This is a genomic window from Streptomyces sp. NPDC048383 (assembly GCF_040651775.1).
GTDB lineage: Bacteria > Actinomycetota > Actinomycetes > Streptomycetales > Streptomycetaceae > Streptomyces.
In genome coordinates, this window is record NZ_JBEZKS010000004.1 from 81204 (window position 1) to 100648 (window position 19445).

Annotated in this window: 18 protein-coding genes and 1 riboswitch; of the genes, 8 read left to right on the forward strand and 10 right to left on the reverse strand. The window is 70.8% G+C overall.

Going from position 1 to position 19445, the window contains the following annotated elements; all coding sequences use genetic code 11:
* The first annotated feature begins 83 nt into the window (after positions 1-83).
* From pyrH to AB0D46_RS05255, 7 genes are all read left to right on the forward strand, one after another.
* Positions 84-863, forward strand: coding sequence for a UMP kinase (pyrH, locus tag AB0D46_RS05225; protein ID WP_362875905.1), 780 nt, complete (start codon positions 84-86; stop codon positions 861-863).
* 94 nt (positions 864-957) lie between these two features.
* Positions 958-1515 (forward strand): ribosome recycling factor, encoded by a 558-nt coding sequence (gene frr / locus AB0D46_RS05230; RefSeq protein WP_362875981.1) that lies wholly within the window; start codon positions 958-960, stop codon positions 1513-1515.
* Positions 1515-2597 (forward strand): phosphatidate cytidylyltransferase, encoded by a 1083-nt coding sequence (locus tag AB0D46_RS05235; RefSeq protein WP_362875906.1) that lies wholly within the window; start codon positions 1515-1517, stop codon positions 2595-2597. The genes frr and AB0D46_RS05235 overlap by 1 nt, the downstream gene beginning before the upstream one ends.
* A gap of 155 nt (positions 2598-2752) precedes the next feature.
* On the forward strand, positions 2753-3865 hold the full coding sequence (rlmN, locus tag AB0D46_RS05240) for a 23S rRNA (adenine(2503)-C(2))-methyltransferase RlmN (protein WP_362875907.1): 1113 nt from the start codon (positions 2753-2755) through the stop codon (positions 3863-3865).
* A gap of 64 nt (positions 3866-3929) precedes the next feature.
* A riboswitch (TPP riboswitch) is annotated at positions 3930-4039 on the forward strand.
* 85 nt (positions 4040-4124) lie between these two features.
* Positions 4125-5225 (forward strand): thiamine ABC transporter substrate-binding protein, encoded by a 1101-nt coding sequence (locus tag AB0D46_RS05245; RefSeq protein ID WP_362875908.1) that lies wholly within the window; start codon positions 4125-4127, stop codon positions 5223-5225.
* A gap of 56 nt (positions 5226-5281) precedes the next feature.
* Positions 5282-6898: an iron ABC transporter permease gene (locus tag AB0D46_RS05250; protein WP_362875909.1), complete on the forward strand. Its 1617-nt coding sequence runs from the start codon at positions 5282-5284 to the stop codon at positions 6896-6898.
* On the forward strand, positions 6898-7926 hold the full coding sequence (locus tag AB0D46_RS05255) for an ABC transporter ATP-binding protein (RefSeq protein ID WP_362875910.1): 1029 nt from the start codon (positions 6898-6900) through the stop codon (positions 7924-7926). Before AB0D46_RS05250 ends, AB0D46_RS05255 begins: the two co-directional genes overlap by 1 nt.
* Positions 7927-8038: 112 nt before the next feature.
* Here AB0D46_RS05255 and AB0D46_RS05260 read toward each other — a convergent pair whose 3' ends face one another.
* The 10 genes from AB0D46_RS05260 to AB0D46_RS05305 form a co-directional block, all read right to left on the reverse strand.
* Entirely contained in the window at positions 8039-9280 is a 1242-nt protein-coding gene (locus AB0D46_RS05260) for a cytochrome P450 (RefSeq protein ID WP_362875911.1), read from the reverse strand.
* Positions 9281-9336: 56 nt separating this feature from the next.
* The gene (locus tag AB0D46_RS05265; RefSeq protein ID WP_362875912.1) at positions 9337-10731 is read right to left on the reverse strand and encodes an FAD-dependent oxidoreductase; all 1395 of its coding nucleotides are present in this window, start codon (positions 10729-10731) and stop codon (positions 9337-9339) included.
* Positions 10721-10957 (reverse strand): ferredoxin, encoded by a 237-nt coding sequence (locus tag AB0D46_RS05270; RefSeq protein ID WP_362875913.1) that lies wholly within the window; start codon positions 10955-10957, stop codon positions 10721-10723. Before AB0D46_RS05270 ends, AB0D46_RS05265 begins: the two co-directional genes overlap by 11 nt.
* Positions 10958-11080: 123 nt before the next feature.
* Entirely contained in the window at positions 11081-11689 is a 609-nt protein-coding gene (locus tag AB0D46_RS05275; RefSeq protein WP_362875914.1) for a hypothetical protein, read from the reverse strand.
* Positions 11690-11785: 96 nt separating this feature from the next.
* Entirely contained in the window at positions 11786-12703 is a 918-nt protein-coding gene (locus AB0D46_RS05280; RefSeq protein WP_362875915.1) for a hypothetical protein, read from the reverse strand.
* 81 nt (positions 12704-12784) lie between these two features.
* Positions 12785-13876 carry an LOG family protein gene (locus AB0D46_RS05285; RefSeq protein ID WP_362875916.1) on the reverse strand — a complete coding sequence of 364 codons (1092 nt, stop codon included), beginning with the start codon at positions 13874-13876 and terminating at the stop codon, positions 12785-12787.
* 26 nt (positions 13877-13902) lie between these two features.
* Complete coding sequence (locus tag AB0D46_RS05290; protein WP_362875917.1) at positions 13903-14985, reverse strand: hypothetical protein; 1083 nt, start codon at positions 14983-14985, stop codon at positions 13903-13905.
* Positions 14967-15716, reverse strand: a complete 750-nt coding sequence (locus AB0D46_RS05295; RefSeq protein WP_362875918.1) for an ATP-binding cassette domain-containing protein — start codon at positions 15714-15716, stop codon at positions 14967-14969. Before AB0D46_RS05295 ends, AB0D46_RS05290 begins: the two co-directional genes overlap by 19 nt.
* A gap of 192 nt (positions 15717-15908) precedes the next feature.
* On the reverse strand, positions 15909-17288 hold the full coding sequence (locus AB0D46_RS05300) for an aspartate aminotransferase family protein (RefSeq protein WP_362875919.1): 1380 nt from the start codon (positions 17286-17288) through the stop codon (positions 15909-15911).
* On the reverse strand, positions 17273-17776 hold the full coding sequence (locus AB0D46_RS05305) for an Lrp/AsnC family transcriptional regulator (RefSeq protein ID WP_281207348.1): 504 nt from the start codon (positions 17774-17776) through the stop codon (positions 17273-17275). Before AB0D46_RS05305 ends, AB0D46_RS05300 begins: the two co-directional genes overlap by 16 nt.
* A 169-nt stretch (positions 17777-17945) precedes the next feature.
* Between AB0D46_RS05305 and AB0D46_RS05310 the strand changes: the two genes are divergently transcribed.
* Positions 17946-19385 carry a gamma-aminobutyraldehyde dehydrogenase gene (locus AB0D46_RS05310; RefSeq protein ID WP_362875982.1) on the forward strand — a complete coding sequence of 480 codons (1440 nt, stop codon included), beginning with the start codon at positions 17946-17948 and terminating at the stop codon, positions 19383-19385.
* Positions 19386-19445: the final 60 nt, after the last annotated feature.

A 19445-nucleotide genomic window follows, 5' to 3' on the forward strand; every position in this document is an offset into this window, starting at 1 on the left:
CTGACGAGGAGGCCATTGCCGAAGAGGGAACCGCGAGGACCCACCGGCAATGGCCTTCTTCGTATGTGCACGAGGAGATCCCCATGAATCAGGGCGTGGACCCCCACACCGCTTCCGACGACAAGAGCGACCACGGCAAGAAGGGTCGCCGCTTCATGCTGAAGCTGTCCGGCGAAGCCTTCTCCGGCGGCGGCGGACTGGGTGTCGACCCCGACGTCGTGCACGCCATCGCCCGTGAGATCGCGGCCGTGGTCCGTGACGGCGCGGAGATCGCGATCGTCATCGGCGGCGGCAACTTCTTCCGCGGCGCCGAGCTGCAGCAGCGCGGCATGGACCGCGCGCGGTCCGACTACATGGGCATGCTCGGTACCGTCATGAACTGCCTCGCCCTCCAGGACTTCCTGGAGAAGGAAGGCATCGACAGCCGGGTGCAGACCGCCATCACCATGGGCCAGGTCGCGGAGCCGTACATCCCGCTCCGTGCCGTGCGGCACCTGGAGAAGGGCCGCGTCGTCATCTTCGGCGCCGGCATGGGAATGCCCTACTTCTCCACCGACACCACGGCCGCCCAGCGTGCCCTGGAGATCGACGCCGAAGCCCTCCTCATGGGCAAGAACGGCGTCGACGGTGTCTACGACTCCGACCCGAAGACCAACCCGGACGCGGTGAAGTTCGACGCGCTGGAGTACAGCGAGGTGCTGTCCCGGGACCTCAAGGTCGCCGACGCCACCGCCATCACGCTGTGCCGCGACAACCGGCTCCCCATCCTGGTCTTCGAACTCCTCGCCGAGGGCAATATCGCCCGCGCCGTCAAGGGTGAGAAGATCGGCACGCTCGTGAGCGACCAGGGCACCCGGGTCTGAGCCCCGTGGCCGGGCCCTCACCGGGCCCGGTCCGGGCGGCCCGAACCGCCCCGCCCCGCCTGAACCATCCATATCTGACATGCAGGAGCACGTGGTGATCGAAGAAATCCTCCTCGAGGCCGAGGAGAAGATGGAGAAGGCCGTCGTCGTCGCCAAGGAAGACTTCGGCGCGATTCGCACGGGTCGTGCGCACCCGGCCATGTTCAACAAGATCGTGGCCGACTACTACGGCGCCATCACGCCCATCAACCAGCTCGCCTCCTTCGCGGTGCCCGAGCCGCGCATGGCGATCGTGACGCCGTTCGACGCGTCCGCCCTGCGCAACATCGAGCAGGCCATCCGCGACTCCGACCTCGGTGTGAACCCGAGCAACGACGGCCGCATCATCCGGGTGACCTTCCCCGAGCTGACGCAGGACCGCCGCAAGGAGTACATCAAGGTCGCGCGCACCAAGGCCGAGGACTCCAAGGTCTCCATCCGCGCCGTGCGCCGCAAGGCGAAGGACGCCCTCGACAAGCTCGTCAAGGACAAGGAAGCCGGCGAGGACGAGGTGCGTCGCGCCGAGAAGGAGCTCGACGACACCACCGCGAAGTACGTCACGCAGGTGGACGAGCTGCTCAAGCACAAGGAAGCCGAGCTCCTCGAGGTCTGATGAACGACTCTCCCTGGGCCACGGAGCCGGTTCCGGCGGGTCCCGCATACGATGCGCTGGTGGGCCCGCACACTCGGCCCATGCCCATCGTGCCCGATGCCGCCGGCCGTGCCTTCGACGACCGGGAAGCACGCGATCGGGGGGCCGCCTTCGCGGGCGGCCCCCCGCTCCGCGCCGAGACGCCGTTGCAGGAGCCCATGCCCAGCCCTCCGCCTCCGCCTCCGTCCTCGCAGGCACCGCAGGACGCCTCACCGCCTCCGCAGAAGAAGCGCGCGGGGCGGGATCTGCGTGCCGCCATAGGGGTCGGCATCGGCCTCGGAGCGGTGATCTTCGCTTCGCTGTTCATCGTCAAGGCCGTCTTCGTCGGTGTCGTCGTCGTCGCGGTCGTGGTGGGTCTGTGGGAGCTCACCTCCCGGCTCCAGGAGAAGAAGGGCATCAAGGCGCCGCTGGTCCCGCTCGCGGTCGGTGGCGCCGCCATGGTCATCGCCGGCTACGTCCGCGGGGCCGAGGGTGCCTGGGTCGCGATGGCCCTGACCGCGCTCGCGGTCCTGGTGTGGCGGATGACGGAACCGCCCGAGGACTACCTCAAGGACGTCACCGCCGGCGTCTTCGCGGCGTTCTACGTGCCGTTCCTGGCCACCTTCGTCACGATGCTGCTCACGGCGGACGACGGCCCGCAGCGCGTGGTCACGTTCCTGGTGCTGACCGTCGTCAGCGACACCGGGGCCTACGCGGTGGGCTGGCGCTTCGGCAGGACGAAGCTGGCGCCGCGCATCAGCCCCGGGAAGACCCGCGAGGGACTGTTCGGCGCCGTGGCCTTCGCGATGGCCGCCGGCGCGCTGTGCATGGAGTTCCTGATCGACGGGGGCTCCTGGTGGCAGGGTCTGGTCCTCGGCCTGGCCGTCGCGGTCAGCGCGACCCTGGGCGACCTGGGCGAGTCGATGATCAAGCGCGACCTGGGCATCAAGGACATGGGCACGCTGCTGCCGGGCCACGGCGGCATCATGGACCGGCTCGACTCGCTCCTGCCGACCGCTCCCGTCGTGTGGCTGCTCCTGGCGGCCTTCGTCGGCACCGGCTGAGGTCCGCCGCTCCGCCGCTGATCGGCGGCCGATCCACCGGTCGCCGCGGTACCGGGGCGGCCGGTGGAGGAAAAGCCTCGACCGGGCCGGGCGGTTACTCTTGAAGGGCGCGCTGCTTCTGCGGCGCGCCTTTCGTCTTACAAGGAGTACCTGCCATGGCCCGCCCCGTTCCGGGAGAGCTCACCTTCGTCGCCCCTCGTGGGGTCAAGAAGCCGCCCCGGCACCTCGCCGACCTCACCCCGGCCGAGCGCCGGGAGGCGGTGGCCGCGATCGGTGAGAAGCCGTTCCGGGCCAAGCAGCTCTCCCAGCACTACTTCGCCCGCTACGCCCACGACCCGGCGGAATGGACCGACATCCCCGCGGCCTCCCGGGAGAAGCTCCAGCAGGAGCTGCTGCCCGATCTGATGAACGTCCTGCGTCACATCAGCTGCGACAACGACACCACGCGCAAGACCCTGTGGAAGCTGCACGACGGCACGCTCGTCGAGTCCGTGCTGATGCGCTACCCCGACCGGGTCACCATGTGCATCTCCTCGCAGGCCGGCTGCGGCATGAACTGCCCGTTCTGCGCCACCGGCCAGGCCGGTCTGGACCGCAACCTGTCCACCGCCGAGATCGTGCACCAGATCGTGGACGGCATGCGCGCCCTGCGCGACGGAGAGGTCCCGGGCGGCCCGGCCCGGCTGTCGAACATCGTCTTCATGGGCATGGGCGAGCCGCTCGCCAACTACAACCGCGTCGTCGGCGCCATCCGCCGCCTCACCGACCCGGAGCCCGACGGCCTGGGCCTGTCGCAGCGCGGCATCACCGTCTCCACCGTCGGCCTGGTCCCGGCCATGCTGCGGTTCGCGGACGAGGGCTTCAAGTGCCGGCTCGCCGTCTCGCTGCACGCCCCCGACGACGAGCTGCGCGACACCCTGGTCCCGGTGAACACCCGCTGGAACGTCCGTGAGGTGCTGGACGCGGCCTGGGAGTACGCCGAGAAGTCCGGCCGCCGGATCTCCATCGAGTACGCCCTGATCCGCGACATCAACGACCAGGCCTGGCGCGGTGACCTGCTCGGCAAGCTCCTCAAGGGCAAGCGCGTCCACGTCAACCTGATCCCGCTGAACCCGACCCCGGGCTCGAAGTGGACCGCCTCGCGGCCCGAGGACGAGAAGGCGTTCGTCGAGGCCATCGCCCGCCACGGGGTGCCCGTGACCGTACGGGACACCCGCGGTCAGGAGATCGACGGCGCCTGCGGCCAGCTGGCCGCCTCGGAGCGATAGGGCCGAAATTCGGCCATGGTCGATCACATTCGGACGCGGGGTACCCTGTGGCCGAACCAATTTCATATTCCGACAGGGGAGCGCCACAGCGCTGAGAGTGCGGTATCCGTCATCCGCAGACCCTCTGAACCTCGCCCCGGTCATTCGGGGTAGGAAGTTCGGTCACCACTCATGCTGTTGCGCCCTGCCCGGCGTCCGCTCTCGCAGAGCGCCGGGCAGGGCCGCGTCTTCTCCTGGTCATCCCAGGAGGAATCAACCAGTGAGCACCACCCAGAGGATCGCGGGCGCCGCGCTCGTGGCCGCGCTCGGCGTCACCACGCTCAGCGCCTGCGGCGGCGGCGACGCCAAGGACAGGACCGCCGGCGCGAGCGACGCCCCGAAGTCCAAGACGGTCACCCTCGTCTCCCACGACTCCTTCAACGTGACCGACTCGGTCCTGAAGGAGTTCGAGCAGCAGAGCGGCTACACCGTCAAGCGACTGAAGTCCGGCGACGCCGGCACGGCGCTCAACCAGGAGATCCTGACCAAGGGCTCCCCGCGCGGCGACGTCTTCTTCGGTGTCGACAACACCCTGCTCTCGCGGGCCCTCGACAACGGGATCTTCACCCCGTACCAGGTCAAGGGCATGGACGGGATCAAGTCCGAGTTCGTGCTCGACCCGCAGCACCGCGTCACCCCGATCGACTCCGGTGACATCTGCGTCAACTACGACAAGCAGTACTTCGCCGACAAGAAGCTCGCCCCGCCGCAGACGCTGGACGACCTGGTCAAGCCGGAGTACAAGAACCTGCTGGTCACCGAGAACGCCGCGACGTCCTCGCCCGGTCTCGGCTTCCTCCTCGCCTCCGTCGGCAAGTACGGCGAGGACGGCTGGAAGGACTACTGGAGCAAGCTCAAGGCCAACGGCGTCGAGGTCGTCGACGGCTGGGAGCAGGCCTACAACGAGCGCTTCTCGGGCTCCGCGGGCGGTAAGAAGGCCAAGGGCGACCGTCCGCTGGTCGTCTCGTACGCCTCCAGCCCGCCGGTCGAGGTGCTCTACGGCGAGCCGCAGCCGGCCGAGGCCCCCACGGGCGTCTCCACCGGAACCTGCTTCCGCCAGGTCGAGTTCGCGGGCCTGCTGAACGGCGCGAAGAACCCCGAGGGCGGCAAGGCGCTCCTCGACTTCCTGGTGAGCAAGAAGTTCCAGGAGGACATGCCGCTCCAGATGTTCGTGAACCCGGTGGTCAAGGACGCGCAGCTGCCGGAGGTCTTCACGAAGCACGGTGTGGTGATCGAGAAGCCGGAGAACGTCACTCCGGACGCCATCGCCAAGAACCGTGAGCAGTGGGTCAAGGCATGGTCCTCGCTCGTCGTGAAGTAGCACGCGGGAGCTCCCCGAAGGAGGGCGGGCGGACCACCGCCGTCAGGCTGGGCCTGATGGTGGTGCCGCTCGTCTTCTTCGGGCTGTTCTTCGCCTACCCCGTGGCCGCGATCGTCGGCCGCGGGCTCAGGACGGACTCCGGTTGGCAGTTCGGTCGGATCGGCGAGGTGCTGGCCCGGCCCGACATCGCGGACGTGCTGTGGTTCACCACCTGGCAGGCGCTGGCCTCCACGGTGCTCACCCTGCTGATCGCGCTGCCCGGGGCGTACGTCTTCGCCCGCTTCGAGTTCCCCGGCAAGCAACTGTTGCGCGCGGTGGTCACCGTTCCGTTCGTGCTGCCGACGGTGGTCGTCGGCACGGCGTTCCTCGCGCTGGTCGGGCGCGGCGGACTGCTGGACGAGCTGTGGGGAGTCCGCCTGGACACCACGGTTTGGGCGATCCTGCTGGCGCACGTCTTCTTCAACTACGCCGTCGTCGTCCGGACGGTCGGCGGCCTGTGGGCCCAGCTCGACCCCCGTCAGGAGGAGGCGGCCCGGGTCCTCGGCGCGGGGCGTTACGGGGCGTGGCGGCGGGTGACGCTGCCCGCGCTCGGGCCGGCCGTCGCCGCCGCCGCGCTGATGGTCTTCCTGTTCACCTTCACCTCCTTCGGCGTCGTGCAGATCCTGGGCGGTCCCGCGTACTCCACCCTGGAGGTGGAGGTCTACCGGCAGACCGCGCAGTTGCTGGACCTGCCGACGGCCGCCGTCCTGACGATGGTGCAGTTCGTCGCGGTCGGCGCGATCCTCGCCCTGCACGCATGGACCGTGCGCCGCCGGGAGACCGCGCTGCGGCTGGTCGACCCGGCGCGCACGGCGCACCGGCCGCGCGGCTGGGCCCAGCGGGGGCTGCTCGGCGGGGTGCTGCTGACGGTGGCGCTGCTGATCGTGCTGCCGCTGGGCGTGCTGGTCGAGCGGTCCTTCGACGCCCCCGGCGGCTACGGGCTCGGCTTCTACCGGGCCCTGCAGGACGCGGGCTCCGGCGGCGGAACGTTCCTGGTGCCACCGCTGGAGGCGATCGGGAACTCGCTGCGCTACGCGCTGGCCGCCACCGCCATCGCCCTGTTCATCGGGGGGCTCGCCGCCGCCGCGCTGACCCGGCGCGGGGGGCGCTTCGTACGCGGCTTCGACGCGCTGCTGATGCTCCCGCTCGGGGTGTCCGCCGTGACCGTCGGCTTCGGCTTCCTGATCACCATGGACGAACCCCCGCTGGACCTGCGGACCTCCTGGATCCTGGTGCCGCTCGCGCAGGCGCTCGTCGGGGTGCCCTTCGTCGTACGGACCATGCTGCCGGTGTTGCGGGCGGTGGACGGACGGCTGCGGGAGGCCGCCGCCGTACTGGGTGCCTCGCCGCTGCGGGCCTGGCGCGAGGTGGACCTGCCGCTGGTGCGGCGGGCGCTGCTGATCGCGGCGGGCTTCGCCTTCGCGGTGTCCCTCGGCGAGTTCGGGGCGACCGTGTTCATCGCCCGGCCCGACAGCCCGACCCTGCCCGTCGCCGTCGCCCGACTGCTGGGGCGGGCCGGTGAGCTGAACTACGGGCAGGCCATGGCCCTGAGCACGATTTTGATGCTGGTGTGCGCCGTGTCCCTGCTGGTGCTGGAGCGGCTGCGCCCCGACAAAACCTCGGGAGAGTTCTGATGACCCTGCTCCGTCTCGAAGGGGTGACGGTCCGCTTCGGCGAACGCGCGGTCGTGGACGACGTCGACCTGGAGGTCGCCGAGCACGAGACCGTGTGTGTGCTCGGACCCAGCGGGAGCGGCAAGTCCACCCTGCTGCGGGTGGTGGCCGGTCTCCAGCGGGTGTCGGCCGGCCGGGTCCTGCTGGCCGGCGCCGACCAGGCCGGGGTGCCCGTGCACCGGCGGGGCGTCGGGCTGATGTTCCAGGACCACCAGCTGTTCCCGCACCGCGACGTCGGCGGGAACGTCGCCTTCGGCCTGCGGATGCGCGGTTCCACCCGGCACGCCTACGAGGGCCAGGTCGCCGAATTGCTGGAGCTGGTCGGGCTCCCCGGAGCCCAGGGCCGGGCCATCGCCTCGCTCTCCGGGGGCGAGCAGCAACGGGTGGCGCTGGCCCGGGCCCTGGCCCCCTCCCCGCGGTTGCTGATGCTGGACGAGCCGCTGGGCCAGCTGGACCGGGGGCTGCGCGAGCGGCTCGTCGTCGAACTCCAGGGGTTGTTCTCCCGGCTCGGCACGACCGTGCTGGCGGTGACCCACGACCAGGGGGAGGCCTTCGCGCTGGCCGACCGGGTCGTGGTGATGCGGGACGGGCGGATCGCCCAGGCGGGTACCCCGCTGGAGGTGTGGCAGCGGCCCGCCTCGGAGTTCGTCGCCAGGTTCCTCGGCTTCGAGAACGTGGTCCCGGCGACGGTGTCGGCGGGGGGCGCCGCCACCCCGTGGGGCGCGGTCCCCGTACCGGCCGGGTCGGCGGAGGGCGAACGGCGGCTGCTGATCAGGCCCGCCGGGGTGCTCCTGGGGGACGAGGGGTTGCGCTGCGAGGTGCTGTCCCGCACCTTCCGCGGTACGCACGTCGCGCTGTTGCTGCGGCCCGGGGCGGGTCCCGACCTGGAGGCCGAGTGCGGGCCGGTCGGGGCGCCGGCGGTGGGCGACCGGGTGTCGGTGGCCTTCGCCCCGGCCGAGGTGGTGCTGTTGCCGACGGGAACCGGCTGAAGCCCGGACCCCGTGGTGCGGCGCTCCGCAGGGATCCGGTGGACCCCGGCGGAGGGCCGCGGCGACCGCCAGGGATCAGGTGGACCCCCGGCGGAGCGCCGCGGCGACCGGGTCAGTCGCGGATGCCGTCGCAGGCGATCGGCAGGTGGCGGGGGCCGCGCAGCACCGCGTTCTGACGGTACGGCGGCGGGTCCTCCAGCAGCCGCGGGTTCTCCAGCCGGCGGGCCAGCTCGCTCAGCGCCAGCTGGGCTTCGAGCCGGGCCAGCGGCGCCCCGAAGCAGCTGTGAATGCCACTGCCCAGGCCGAGGTGCTGGATGTCCGCGCGATCGGGATCGAAGCGGTCCGGGTTCTCGAACTTCTTGGGGTCGCGGTTTCCCGAGGCGAGGACCAGCCAGAGCGAGGCTCCCTTCGGGATGGTCACGCCGGCGACCTCGATCTCGCAGAGCGTGGTGCGCTGCGGCAGCAACTGCACCGGCGGTTCGAAGCGCAGCAACTCCTCGACGATCGGAACGGACAGCTCGGGGTCCTGACGCAGCCGCTCCAAGACGTCCGGGTGCCGGAGCAGGGTCAGCATCCCGTTGGTGATCAGGTTGACCGTGGTCTCGTGGCCCGCGATCAGCAGCAGCGCCGAGGTGCTCAGCGCCTCGATCGTGGTCATGGCGCCGTCCGGTCCGTCCGCGGTCGCCAGGTGCGACAACATGTCGTCACCGGGGTTCTTGCGGCGCTCCTCGATCAACCCGGCCAGGTACATGCCGAGTTCCATCCGGGCGTCGGCCGGAACGCGGCGCTTCGTCGGGTCGGCGTCCGGGTCCGGGTCGAGGCTGGCGGCGATGGTGTCGGCCCACACGTGGAAGCGCGGCTCGTCCTCGGGGGGTACGCCGAGCAGCCGGCAGATCACCGTGACCGGGAACGGGTAGGCGAACTGGTCGACCAGGTCGATCCGGTCCGGCGAGTCGGCCGCGACGATGCCGTCGATCAGCCCGGACACGATGCCACCCAGCTCGTCCCGCATGTCGTGCACCTTGTGCGGGGAGTGCGGCGGGCCGAAGGGCCGGTTCGTCATCCGGCGGAGCCGGTCGTGGTCGGGCGGGTCGAGCTTGAGGAACGACGGCGGCAACGTCGTCCCCTCCTCCTCGCCATCGGCGAGCGGGTCGCTCGCGGTCGAGGCCAGATTGGCGGCGTCGGAGCTGATCCGCGGGTCGTGCAGGAGGCTCTGGATCTCGTAGTACGTGCTGATCACGTACGGCCCGTCCCCGTCGTGGGCCACCGGCGTCTCGCGGAGCTTTTCGTACAGCGGATACGGATCTGCGCGGTTCGCGTAGTCCATGATCTCCCGCAGGATGGCTTGTGTCATGGCAGGTCCTCGTGCTCCTCAAGGTCCACGGGCCAGGGAGTGCGGTGCGCGTGCGGTCAGAGGCGGGCGGGGGTGAAGGTCATCTTCCGGTCGTCCGGGGAGTAACCGCTGAGGGTGATCGTCGGGCCGTGCGTCGGCACCGACGGGTCCGGGAAGTCCGCGGGCATCGGCTTCTGCCCCTCGGGCCTGCGGTCCACGGTCGGGAACGGCGGCGGGAACGGCGTCGTGGCCTCGATCATCTGCTGGTAGAAGGGCAGCCAGCGGCAGTTGTCGAAGGTCACCGCTCCGATCACGCGGCCCTGGTAGCCGTACACGCCGACGAAGTGCCGCTCGGTGCGCGAGCCCTGGGTGATCATGAGCTCGGTCCCCATGGAGGGCACCCCGACCGACTTGATGTTCACGCCGAACTGGGAGGACCAGAACGCCGGCACCCACATGTGGGGGCGGCGGTCCGCGCTCTCGCTGAGCATGTTGTGCGCCGCCGTCCCGGCCTGGGCCACGGCGTTGCCCCAGTGCTCCAGGGAGAGGAACTGGTACCCGAACAGGGCGTGCGGGGAACGGGCCACGTCGCCCGCCACGTAGATGTCGTCGGTGACGATGCCCCGGATGTCGAAGGCCCGACAGCCCGCGTCGCAGGCGATGCCGCGGGGGCCGGCGCCCAGTCCGGAACCGGCCAGCCATTCCGTGTTGCGCTGGGCGCCGAGGGAGACGACCACGACGTCGGCCTCGATCGTCGACCCGTCGGACAGGTGCGCGGCGCGGACCCGGCCGGCCGGGTCGCCCTCCAGGCCCGTCACCATGATCCCGGTGCGCAGGTCGACGCCGTTCTCGCGGTGCATCTCGGCCGCGACCTCGCCGATGACCCCGCCTAGCGCGCCGACCAGCGGCGCCGCCCCGCGTTCGGCGACGGTGACGGGCAGGCCGCGTTCCCGGCAGGCCGAGGCGATCTCGGAGCCGGTGAAGCCGGCCCCGATCACCAGCACCCGGCGGGGACCGGCCGCGAGACTGCGCTCCAGTGCGACGGCGTCGTCACGGGTGCGCAGGACGAAGACGCCGGTGAGCGCGCCCTCCTCCTCGTTGGGCCACGGCCTGGCCCGTACCCCGGTCGCGATGAGCAACCGGTCGTACTCCACCGCCTCGCCATCGGCCAGCAGGACCCGGCGCCCCGCCATGTCCAGCCCCGAGGCGGGCACCCCCAGCCGCCACTCGGCGCCGATGTCCCGGCGCCGGGGGAGCGCGGTGTGGTCCGCGGCCGCCTTGCCCAGCAGGACCTGTTTCGACAGCGGGGGTCGGTCGTAAGGTTCGTACGGTTCATCGCCGATCATCGTCAGCGAACCGGTGAAGCCCTTGTCGCGCATGGTCTCGGCGGCCCGTAGGCCGGCCAGGGACGCGCCGACGACGACGATGCGTCCGTCGCGCTTGAGCCGTTCCAGGTTCCCGTCAGCGCGCACCGTGCGCCTCCGGGGTGAGCGCCGACATGTCCCGATCTTCGAGCTCGATGAGGATGGCCCCCACGGGGCAGGCGGCGACGGCGCGCATGACGTTCTCGCGCTGCTCCTCGCCCGCCTCGGGGTTGTAGAGCAGCGATTCGTCGCCGTGCATGGAGAACACATCGGGGGCGAGGAACGCGCACTGTGCGTATCCCTGACAGCGGTTGAGGTCGACGACAAGCCTCATGAGGCACCAGCCCTTCCGTGGCCCGAACATCCCGTTCGTCCCCGAGCCCCCGCAGCTTCCCCATCCAATATGCACGGGGCGGGCGGGGTCCGCCTGCCGGGCCCGGGGCGGCCCGACGGGCGGCTAGCGCCGCGCGGAGCGCACGATGTAGGCGCCGACGATCAACGCCCAGGCGGGGAGGATCATCTCGCTCCAGGGCACGCCGGAGCCGATGACGATGAGGACCAGCCCGGTCACGTACCCGAGCAGGGCCAGGGGGCGCGGGAAGATCCCCAGCCGGCGTCCGATGCTGGAGGTCGCGAAGACGAAGACGGCCGCCATGCGCATCGCGTACGTGGTCAGGATCGTGTACGCGTAGTCGCGTCCGAAGGCGGTGTCGGTGCCCTCCTGCAACACGGTGCCCGCGGCGCCGGCGGCGACGAACAGCGTGGCGACGAAGACGATGCCGCTGCCGAGGAAGACGGTGGAGACGAAACGGTCCTCGGCCTCGCCGGCATGGGCGCGCAGGGCGCCCATGAACCACAGGAACAGGATCCCGGCGAACGGCACGATCTCCAGGGCCAGCCGTACCGCCCACCGGTCATCGGGATCGACTCGGGCGTCGGGGGAGCCGCCTTCGGGAACGGCGACGCGCATCAGCGCGATCGCCACCGCGAGCAGTACCGCGAAGGCGATTCCGGCCGTGCCGGCGGCCCGGGGCGTGCGCAACCGCGCGGTCGTGGACTCCTCCATGGACCTCTCGCTCTCTCCCCCGTCCAGCAAGCGCCGGCGGCCGCCCGGCTGCCACCAGGGGGCGGCCGGGCGGGTGAGGGGAGAGCGGGTGCCGGTTTACCGCACCGGTTCGGGGACGGGCGCGGCGGGCGCCCCCGCCGCCTCGTCCTCCTCGGCCCCGTGCTTGCCGAACCAGGCCACGGCCACCGCTCCGGCCACCGCCAGGACGAAGCCGAGTACGGCCAGCCAGGCCAGTCCCGGCCGGGAGGCGTCGCCGAGCCAGAGCACGCCGATGGCGCCCGGGAGCACGGTCTCGCCGACGACCAGGGCCGCCGTGGCGCCGTTCACCGAGCCGATCTGCAGGGCGACGGTGTGCAGGTACATGCCGCCGAAGCCGGCCGCCAGGATCGCGTACAGCGCCGGGTCGCCGAGGAGGGCGCCCAGGTCGAAGGGGTCGATCCCGTTCAGGATGCGGACGCCGACGCCCAGCGCGCCGAAGCCGAGCCCGGACAGCAGACCCGCCAGGATCGCCGCGTTCCCGCCGAGGAGCCGGACGGCGACCGTGCCGCCGATCATCAGGAAGAGGGTGATCCCCAGCAGCCACCAGTGGGTGGACATCGGCGCGTGGTGACCGCCCTCGTGGCCCGCCGCCGTGGCCAGCAGGACCAGCGCCGTGCAGACGACACCGATGGACGTCCACTCCTTGCGGGTGAGGCGGATGCCGAGCATCTTCACGCTCAGCACGGCCGTGATCACCAGGTTGGCGCTGATCACGGTCTGCGAGAGGAAGAGCGGCAGCATTCGCGCGGCCAGCGCGCCGAGCCCGAACCCCACGAAGTCGAGGATGGTGCCGACGATGAACTCCCAGGTCATCGCGGCTTTGGCGGTGGAAGTCAGGTTGGGTCCGCCGTGCGCGGTCACCCCGGCGGCGGCCGGGGACATCCGGGCCGCCCGCCGCGAGCCCACGGCTTGCAGGACGGATCCCGTGCCGTAGCAGATGGACGCCGCGACAGCGGTCAGCAGGCCTATGAGCACAGAAGGCTCCGTTCACGTCTGGCAGGTTTTCGCGTTACCTCTGCCAGACGTGGGAAACGGACGCGAAGTTGCCTCCGGAGGTCAGCCCATTGCGGCGAGGGCCGCCGGAACCTCGTCCACCGAGTCCACCAGCGCGATCCGGGACTCCATCGCCCGGCCGCGGGCCAGCGCCGTGAGCAGCGGCCAGGCCGGCAAGTGCTCGGTCCAGTGCGTACGGTTCACCAGGACCATCGGGGTCGGTTCCCCGCGCGACGCGTAGTAGTTCGGCGTCGCGTTGTCGAAGACCTCCTGGACGGTGCCGGCCGCGCCCGGCAGGAACACCACGCCCGCGTTGGAGCGGGCCAGCAGCCCGTCCTCACGGGTGGCGTTCGCGAAGTACTTGGCGATGTGGCCCGCGAACGCGTTCGGCGGCTCGTGCCCGTAGAACCAGGTCGGGATCCCGGTCGAGTCGCCGCCGTCGGGCCAGCGCTCCCGTACGGCGAAGGCCGCGCGGGCCCAGTCGGAGACCGACGGGACGAAGGAGGGGACCTCGGCCAGCAGCTCCAGCGCCTCGGGCAGCGCCTCGTCGGCGGCGGGAGCCAGGTAGGCGCCGAGGTTGGCGGCCTCCATGGCGCCGGGGCCGCCGCCGGTGGCGACGGTGAACCCGGACCGGGTGAGGTTTCGGCCCAGCTCCGCCGCGCCGCGGTAGTCCGTACCGCCCCGGGCCATCGCGTGGCCGCCCATCACGCCCACCACCCGGGCGCCGGTCAGGTGCTCGTCGAGGGCGTCGGAGACGGCGTCGTCGTGAATGGAACGCAGCATCGAGGAGAAGACGTCGCCGTCGGTCCCGGTCTCCTGGAGCCAGGCGTAGGCCTGGGCGTCCGGGGTGGCCTCGTAGCCCTCGTCCAGGCCGGAGAACAGCTCCTCGGCGGTGTACAGCAGGCCCCGGTACGGGTTGAACGGCAGGTCCGGTACCGGGGGGAAGACGAGCGCGCCGTCGGCGCGGACCTTCGCGGAGGCGTCGGGCTCCATCGGGCAGCCCAGGAAGACGGCCGTGGCGGTGTCGGCCGACAACAGCGCGAAGGTCCGCTCCAACAGGTTGACCGACTGGATCCGGTAGCCGCTCAGGGACCCCCTGGCGACGACGCGGTCGAATTCGGCGAGCGTCTCGATCTCGATGTCTGCATTGACCATTCGGCCCACACTAAGGGCCGTTTCCGTCAGCGCGTCAACGCCAGGGACGTCAGTTGCGCCACACCCCAGCTGAGCGGAAGGCACACCGCGAGCAGTGCGCCGGCCCGCACCGTGGCGGCCGTACGCAGCACCGTTCCGGGGGTTCCGAGGTCGAGGAGGGCGGCCCGGGCGGCCGACCGGGACTGCCTGGACTCGACCGCCGATGTGAGAAGGGTCGCGGCCGCGCACAGCGCCACCAGGGTCGCGGCCGGCCAGGTCAGGGGACCCAGCGGGGGGAGCGGCCCGGTGCCGTCGCGCAGGGCCAGGGCCGTCAGGACGGCCACGGCGACCGCGCACAGCACCCCGAGGGGTCGACCCAGCCGGGGCGCCTCCTCCTGCAGGGCCCGTCCGGCCAGCAGCCGCAGCGCGCCCGGGCGGGCGGCCTGTACGAGCGTTCCGCAGGTGTAGGCCAGTCCGGGTCCGGCGAGGGCGAGCCCGGCGACGATCAGGGCCCAGCCGGCCGGCATCGCGGCGCCGTCCGGGCCGGTGTAGGCCTCGACGGACAGTCCGCACGCGGTGAGCGCGACGCCCCACGGCACCCCGGTCAGCGGGGCGGCTCCGGTGGGCGCGGCTCGGTGGCGCAGGGAGAGGGCCGTGGCGACCGAGGCGGTCAGCGGGATCAGGGCCAGCAGGGTCAGCGCGGCCGCCACGGGCAGCGGCTGCTCGGCGTGCAGCAGCCGGGCGCCCGCCCCGTCGAAGGGCAGCCCGGTCAGCTCGCCCCTCAGGTGCAGGAACGCGGCCAGGGCCAGGAGGCTGCCCAGGGTGCAGGCGACGGCGGTGGAGACGGCCGCGGCGAGACCGAGGCGTACGGGTCCCAGTCCGACGGCGTCCAGCCCCTGCCGGGGCCGGGTCGCCGGGTCGGTCCGGGCCACCGCCACGGCGAACTGCACCGTGGCGGCCAGCGGCACCAGGGCCCACAGCAGGCGGGGGAACGATCCGGCGGGCCGGTCCATCGCCCCCGCGAGGACGTACAGGAAGAGGAACCCGGTGCCGGCCGACGCGGCGGCGACGAGCAGCCGCCGCATCTGTACGAGGGGCCGGGAACCGCGGGCTAGGCGGAGAGCGAGCACGCGGCCTGGTCCTCCGTCGCCTGAGGGGGTGTGGCCGCGGCGGAGGCCGGGCGGCCGTCGAGCAGGGCCGTGGTGCGGTCGGCCGCGGCGGCGGTCTCCTCGTCGTGGGTGGCCAGCAGCACGGTGATGCCGTGCGAGCGGGCCGCCGTGGTGAGGGTGCGCAGCAGCAGGGACCTTTCGGCGCGGTGCAGGGGAGCCGTCGGCTCATCGGCGAAGAGCACGGTCGGCTCGGCGGCGAGGGCCCGGGCCAGGGCGACCCGCTGGGACTCGGCCCGGGTCAGTGCGCCGGGGCGCTTGCGGGCGAAGGCACCGATGTCCAGGCGCTCCAGCCATTCGCAGGCGGCGTGCTTCGCGGCGCGGTGCGGTGCGCCGGCGAGCAGCAGGGGCAGGGCGACGTTCTCCCACGCCTTGAGCTCGGGCAGCAGCTGCGGCTCGGGCCCGATCCACGCGAACCGGTCGCGGCGCAGGCGCTCGCGGGTCAGGGCTCCCATGGTGTGGACGGGAACGCTGTTGAACCAGACCTCGCCCTGTTCGGGGACCAGCTGTCCGCTCAGACAGCGCAGCAGCGTCGTCTTCCCGCTGCCGCGGGGTCCGGTCACGGCGAGGATCTCGCCCTGCCGGACTTCCACGGAGACCCCGATCAGGCCGGGGGAACCGCTGTGGGAGTAGTTCAGGGACCGTGCCCACAGGACGTCATTGTCAGGCGGGGCAGTGTCCGGTGGAGCCACCATGGCGTACACCTCCGTCCGGGGGAACGAAGCGGAGCCCTTTCAGTCACTGGCGCCGCAATGAGATGTAAAGAGATGAACCGCTTGGATGGTGACAGCACACGGCCCGGACCCTCGCGTTCTCACTCGAACGGAGGATCCGGGCCGTGTGTTCGGACCAGTCGTGCTCGGACCGGACGGTCGTGCCGGGTGCTGCTACAGCTTGGTCCACGCCTCGGTGAGCACCGAGCGCAGGATGCCTTCGATCTCGTCGAAGGTGCCCTGGTCCGCGATCAGCGGCGGGGCCAGCTGGATGACCGGGTCCCCACGGTCGTCGGCGCGGCAGTACAGGCCGTTCTCGAAGAGCGCCTTGGAGAGGAAGCCGTAGAGCACGCGCTCCGTCTCCTCGTCCGTGAAGGACTCCTTGGTGGCCTTGTCCTTGACGAGCTCGATGCCGTAGAAGAAGCCGTTGCCGCGGACGTCGCCGACGATCGGAAGGTCGTGCAGCTTCTTCAGGGTGTTGAAGAAGTTGCCCTCCTGGTCCAGCACGTGCTGGTTCAGGCCTTCCTTGTCGAAGATGTCGAGGTTGGCGAGCGCCACCGCGGAGGACACCGGGTGTCCGCCGAAGGTGTAGCCGTGCAGGAAGGTGTTGTCGCCCTTGTAGAAGGGCTCCGCGAGGCGGTCCGAGATGATGCAGGCACCGATCGGGGAGTAGCCCGAGGTCATGCCCTTGGCGCAGGTGATCATGTCCGGCACGTAGTCGAACTTGTCACAGGCAAACATCGTGCCGAGGCGGCCGAACGCGCAGATCGTCTCGTCGGAGACGAGGAGCACGTCGTACTCGTCGCAGATCTCGCGGACGCGCTGGAAGTACCCGGGCGGCGGCGGGAAGCAGCCACCGGCGTTCTGCACCGGCTCCAGGAAGACGGCCGCGACGGTGTCGGCGCCCTCGAACAGGATCTCCTGCTCGATCTGGTCGGCGCACCAGCGGCCGTAGGCCTCCGGGTCGTCGCCGAAGATCGGGGCGCGGTAGATGTTGGTGTTGACCACCTTGTGCGCGCCGGGGACCAGCGGCTCGAAGGGGGCCTTGAGGGCCGGCAGGCCGGTGATGGACAGGGCGCCCTGCGGGGTGCCGTGGTAGGCGACCGCACGCGAGATGACCTTGTACTTGGTGTGCTTGCCCTGGAGCTTGAAGTACTGCTTGGCGAGCTTCCAGGCGGTCTCGACGGCTTCGCCGCCACCCGTGGTGAAGAAGACCTTGTTCAGGTCACCGGGGGCGTAGTGGGCGAGGCGCTCGGCGAGCTCGACGGCCTTGGGGTGCGCGTACGACCAGATGGGGAAGAACGCGAGTTCCTGGGCCTGCTTGTAGGCGACCTCGGCCAGTTCCTTGCGGCCGTGACCGGCGTTGACCACGAACAGGCCGGCGAGGCCGTCCAAGTAGCGCTTGCCCTTGTCGTCCCAGATGTAGGTGCCCTCGCCCTTGACGATGGTCGGGACGGGCGAGTTCTCGTAGGACGACATGCGGGTGAAGTGCATCCACAGGTGGTCGTACGCGGTCTTGGAGAGGTCCTGGCTCACGGTTATCTGGTTCCCCACATGTAGGTCTGCTTCTTCAGCTTCAGGTAAACGAAGCTTTCGGTTGATCGCACGCCGGGGAGCGTGCGGATCTTCTTGTTGATCGTTTCGAGCAGGTGGTCGTCGTCCTCGCAGACGATCTCCACCATCAGGTCGAACGACCCCGCGGTCATCACCACGTACTCGCACTCGGCCATGTCGGTCAGCGCGTCGGCCACCGGGTCGAGGTCTCCCTCGACGTTGATGCCGACCATGGCCTGGCGTCGCAGGCCCACGGTGAGCGGGTCGGTGACGGCGACGATCTGCATGACTCCCTGGTCGAGCAGCTTCTGTACGCGCTGGCGTACGGCCGCCTCGGACAGGCCGACGGCCTTGCCGATCGATGCATAGGGACGGCGACCGTCCTCCTGCAGTTGCTCGATGATCGCCAGGGACACAGCATCGACCGAAGGGGACGGTTGTCTGTTCCTGGAATCTGCGCTTCGACTGACCACGACCTCACTGTGCACGAGGAGTCGTCTGTTCCGCAACCCGTAGGCGATGAAATCCGTTGTGCGAGGTCTTCGATTACGCGGATTTCGTAGTTCGGTGTGTCTGGCTCTGTCGAAAGCGTCACCCGAGGGGCTAGGCTGGGGATTCGTCTCAATCATTGGACATGTGATCAGGAGAGTGGCTGTAGTGACCACCGAACTGCGTCGTCTGCGCAACTACATCGGCGGGGAGTTCAAGGACGCCGCCGACGGGCGGACCACCGAGGTGGTCAATCCCGCCACCGGCGAGGCGTACGCGACGGCCCCCCTGTCCGGCCAGGCCGATGTGGACGCGGCCATGGCCGCCGCCGCTGCCGCCTTCCCGGGCTGGCGCGACACGACCCCGTCCGAGCGGCAGAAGGCCCTGCTCAAGATCGCGGACGCCTTCGAGGCGCGCGCGGACGAGCTGGTCGCCGCCGAGTCGGAGAACACCGGCAAGCCGCTGGGCCTGACGGCCAGCGAGGAGCTGCCGCCGATGGTGGACCAGATCCGCTTCTTCGCCGGCGCCGCCCGCCTGCTCGAAGGCCGTTCCGCCGGCGAGTACATGGACGGGATGACCTCGATCGTCCGCCGCGAGCCGGTCGGCGTCTGCGCGCAGGTCGCGCCGTGGAACTACCCGATGATGATGGCGGTGTGGAAGTTCGCCCCGGCGATCGCCGCGGGCAACACCGTGGTGCTCAAGCCCTCGGACACCACCCCGGCCTCCACCGTCCTGATGGCGGAGATCATCGACTCGGTGCTGCCCAAGGGCGTCTTCAACGTCGTCTGCGGTGACCGCGAGACCGGCAAGGCCATGGTCGAGCACTCCACCCCGGCGATGGCCTCCATCACCGGCTCGGTGCGCGCGGGCATGCAGGTCGCCGAGAGCGCGTCCAAGGACGTCAAGCGCGTCCACCTGGAGCTCGGCGGCAAGGCTCCGGTCGTGGTCTTCCAGGACGCCGACCTCGCCAAGGCCGTCGAGGACATCGCGGTCGCCGGCTACTTCAACGCCGGCCAGGACTGCACCGCCGCCACCCGCGTGCTCGTGCACGAGTCGATCCACGACGAGTTCGTGGCCGCGCTCGCCAAGGCCGCGTCCGACACGAAGACCGGGCAGCCGGACGACGAAGACGTGCTCTACGGCCCGCTGAACAACCCGAACCAGCTCAAGCAGGTCGCGGGCTTCATCGAGCGCCTCCCCGCCCACGCGAAGGTCGAGGCGGGCGGTCACCGCGTCGGCGACAAGGGCTACTTCTACGCCCCGACCGTGGTCTCGGGCCTCAAGCAGGACGACGAGATCATCCAGAACGAGGTCTTCGGCCCCGTCATCACCGTCCAGTCCTTCACCGACGAGGCGCAGGCCCTGGACTACGCGAACGGCGTCGAGTTCGCCCTCGCCTCCTCCGTGTGGACCAAGGACCACGGCCGCGCGATGCGGATGTCCAAGAACCTCGACTTCGGCTGCGTGTGGATCAACACCCACATCCCGCTCGTCGCCGAGATGCCGCACGGCGGGTTCAAGAAGTCCGGCTACGGCAAGGACCTCTCCGCCTACGGCTTCGAGGACTACACCCGCATCAAGCACGTCATGACCTCGCTCGACGGCTGATCACGGCACGCTTCACGGCACGCCTCGCGGCACGCCGGTCCGGGGCGGTGATCACACTGA

Bases quoted from the DNA above. Each gene is read 5' to 3' on its own strand.
- pyrH (WP_362875905.1), top strand. From the start codon at position 84: ATGAATCAGGGCGTGGACCCCCACACCGCTTCCGACGACAAGAGCGAC.
- AB0D46_RS05235 (WP_362875906.1), top strand. From the start codon at position 1,515: ATGAACGACTCTCCCTGGGCCACGGAGCCGGTTCCGGCGGGTCCCGCA.
- rlmN (WP_362875907.1), top strand. From the start codon at position 2,753: ATGGCCCGCCCCGTTCCGGGAGAGCTCACCTTCGTCGCCCCTCGTGGG.
- AB0D46_RS05250 (WP_362875909.1), top strand. From the start codon at position 5,282: ATGGTGGTGCCGCTCGTCTTCTTCGGGCTGTTCTTCGCCTACCCCGTG.
- AB0D46_RS05255 (WP_362875910.1), top strand. From the start codon at position 6,898: ATGACCCTGCTCCGTCTCGAAGGGGTGACGGTCCGCTTCGGCGAACGC.
- AB0D46_RS05260 (WP_362875911.1), bottom strand. From the start codon at position 9,280: ATGACACAAGCCATCCTGCGGGAGATCATGGACTACGCGAACCGCGCA.
- AB0D46_RS05270 (WP_362875913.1), bottom strand. From the start codon at position 10,957: ATGAGGCTTGTCGTCGACCTCAACCGCTGTCAGGGATACGCACAGTGC.
- AB0D46_RS05275 (WP_362875914.1), bottom strand. From the start codon at position 11,689: ATGGAGGAGTCCACGACCGCGCGGTTGCGCACGCCCCGGGCCGCCGGC.
- AB0D46_RS05285 (WP_362875916.1), bottom strand. From the start codon at position 13,876: ATGGTCAATGCAGACATCGAGATCGAGACGCTCGCCGAATTCGACCGC.
- AB0D46_RS05295 (WP_362875918.1), bottom strand. From the start codon at position 15,716: ATGGTGGCTCCACCGGACACTGCCCCGCCTGACAATGACGTCCTGTGG.